Annotated in this window: 3 protein-coding genes; all 3 read left to right on the plus strand. The window is 68.2% G+C overall.

Going from position 1 to position 2,689, the window contains the following annotated elements; all coding sequences use genetic code 11:
• Window positions 1-831 (plus strand): SDR family oxidoreductase (locus EN893_RS28050; protein ID WP_206640186.1); only part of this gene is annotated, 831 nt, incomplete at its 5' end.
• Between the two features lie 18 nt (window positions 832-849).
• Window positions 850-1,617, plus strand: a complete 768-nt coding sequence (locus tag EN893_RS28055; protein WP_127268074.1) for a hydratase — start codon at window positions 850-852, stop codon at window positions 1,615-1,617.
• 46 nt (window positions 1,618-1,663) lie between these two features.
• The coding region (locus EN893_RS28060) for an amidohydrolase family protein (RefSeq protein ID WP_128361953.1) at window positions 1,664-2,689 on the plus strand (1,026 nt) is incomplete at its 3' end.

Below are 2,689 nucleotides of genomic sequence, written 5' to 3' on the forward strand. Positions count from 1 at the left end.
GCACGGGCGCGATCGCCCGGGCGATCATCGAGCGACTGGCGCCGCGCGCCAGGGTCTGAACGCAGCTTCAGGGTGGAATTCATGGCACTATCTCTTCCCGAAGCACTCGACCTCAGCGGCCAGCGCATTGTCGTCACCGGCGCGGCGAGCGGGATCGGCCGGGCGACGGCAAGCGCTCTCGCCAGCCTCGGCGCCGACCTGCTGCTCGCCGATGTCTCGAGCCTCGACGCAACCTGTGCCGATCTCACCGCCCACAACGTCGTTCCCGAAACCTTCCAGGGCGACCTCCTGGCGCCCGGCGCCATAGCCCCGCTCTTCGCCTCCGGGCCGGTCCGCGCGGTCGTCCATTGCGCGGGCATCGTTCCGGCGCAGATTCCATGGGACCAGGACCCGAACTGGGAAGCCCGATTCGCCCGGACCATGGCGGTCAACGTCCGGCTACCGATCGAACTCGGTCACGCCAGCATCGCCCACATGGTCGGGAACGGCGGCGGCCGGTTGATCCTCGTCGGCTCGCTCGCCGGCTGGCACGGCGGCACGCTGACGACGACGCCGCCCGATTACGTCACCTCGAAGGGCGGGTTGCACGCGCTAGTCCGCCTGCTTGCCCGCAAGGCTGCGTCGGGCGGCGTCCTGGTCAACGGCGTCGCCCCCGGACCGGTCGTGACGCCGTTCAGCGCCAACATCGACTTTCCGCGCGAAAACTTTCCGCTCGGACGCATGGCCACCGCCGAGGAGATCGCTTGGCCGATCGCCTTCCTGTGCACGAAGGGGGCGAGCAATTTCTGCGGCGAGATCGTCAACGTCAATGGCGGCGTCTTCTTCGCCTGATGACGGGCCGTTGACGCCATGAGCGACAGCTTCGATCCCGACCGCGCGGCAGAGGGACTGGCGAACGCATGGCGCGCCGGTGCGCAGCCGGCCGGATTGCGCGCCGACGTACGGCCGCGCAGCCTCGCCGAAGGCTACGATGTCCAGGACCGGCTGATCGCACTCCTCGGCCATGCGGTAGTCGGCTGGAAGATCGGCCTCGCCGGGCGCAACTTCTATCGCGGCGCCGGTCTCTCCCGTCCGATCTTCGGGCGCATCCTGGCGCCGCGCCGCCACGTCAGTGGCGAAGACGTCATCGTGCCCCGCGATGCCAGCGTCACTATCGAACTGGAGATCGCGCTCGTGCTGGCGTGCGATGCGGGACCCGTCGTCACCCCAGACCTGATCGAATCCGCGCATATCGGCTTCGAAATCGTCTCCTCGCGCCTTCCCGACCGCCAGAGCATCGGCGTGCCGGCCACGATCGCCGACAATTGCGTGTCGCATGCGGTGGTCCTGGGCCAAACCGTCGATCTTGACGCGATCGGCGACATCGCCGCACATGCCGGCGTCACGGTCGACGGCCATTTGCGCGCCCGCGGCCTGCGCGGCGACGATCTGCCCGATACGCTCGCGGTGCTCGGCCACCTGATCGCGCATCTGCGCGAACGGGGACAGGTCCTGAGGCGTGGCGGCGCGGTCTTCACCGGCACGCTGACGCAACCGTTCGACGTCGCGGCGCCGTGCGAACTCGCCGTCACCGGCACGGGATCGGCATTGCGTTGCCGGCTCGTGCCCGCTCCGTGAGGCAGCCGGCTTCGCGGTCCACCGACAAATGAGACAGGGAATACCGATGCGTTCGTCCAGACTGCCCACCCGATACGGCCGTATTTTCCCGCCGGACGAAGCCTGGCTGGCGACGGCAGAGCCGGAGGTCATTCTCGACCCCGAATTGGAGATCATCGACACCCATCATCATCTCTGGGACCTTCGCACCACCAGCGGCCACCGCTACATGCTCGACGAGTTCCTCGCCGATGCCAACAGCGGCCACACGGTCGTCGCCACCGTTCACATGAACGCTTACGAATGGGATCGCGCCTTCGGCCCGAAGGAGATGCAGCCCGTCGGTGAGACCGAGGTCGCCGCCGGCATCGCCGCCATGTGCGACAATGGCATCTACGGGCCGATCCGCGTTGCGGCCGGCATCGTCGGCTTCGCCGACCTGATGCTCGGCGACGGCGTCGCGCCGGTCCTGGAGGCGCATGTACGGGCCGGCGGCGGTCGTTTCCGAGGCATCCGCCACTCAGGCGGCTGGGACGCCGACCCGATCATCGGCAACAGCTTTCCGGGCATCGCGCCCGGGCTTTACGGGCAGCCGGATTTTCGCGCCGGATTTGCCCGGCTCGTCGCCATGGGCCTGTCCTTTGACGCCTGGCTCTACCATCCCCAGCTCGCCGACGTCACCGACCTCGCGCGCGCCTTTCCCGAGGCCTGCATCGTCATGGGCCATTGCGGCTGCCCGCTCGGCTACGGCCCCTATGCCGGCCGCAAGGACGAGGTCTTCGCCGCCTGGAAAGCGTCGATGGCCGAACTCGCCACGTGCCCGAACGTCTCGATCAAGCTCGGCGGCATGATGATGCGGCTTGCCGCCTACGACTACAACACCCGGCCCGCGCCGCCGACCTCGGCCGAGCTCGCCTCCATGTGGGGTCCCTACATCGAGACCTGCATCGAACTCTTCGGAGCCGACCGCGCCATGTTCGAGAGCAACTTCCCGGTCGACCGGATGGGCATCGGCTATGCCGCCCTTTGGAACGCCTTCAAGCGCATCGTTTCCGGCGCATCCGACGGCGTGAAACGCGGGCTGTTTGCCGGC

Origin of the sequence: Mesorhizobium sp. M7A.F.Ca.CA.004.04.2.1 (genome assembly GCF_004022825.1) — a bacterium.
Taxonomy (GTDB): Bacteria; Pseudomonadota; Alphaproteobacteria; order Rhizobiales; family Rhizobiaceae; genus Mesorhizobium.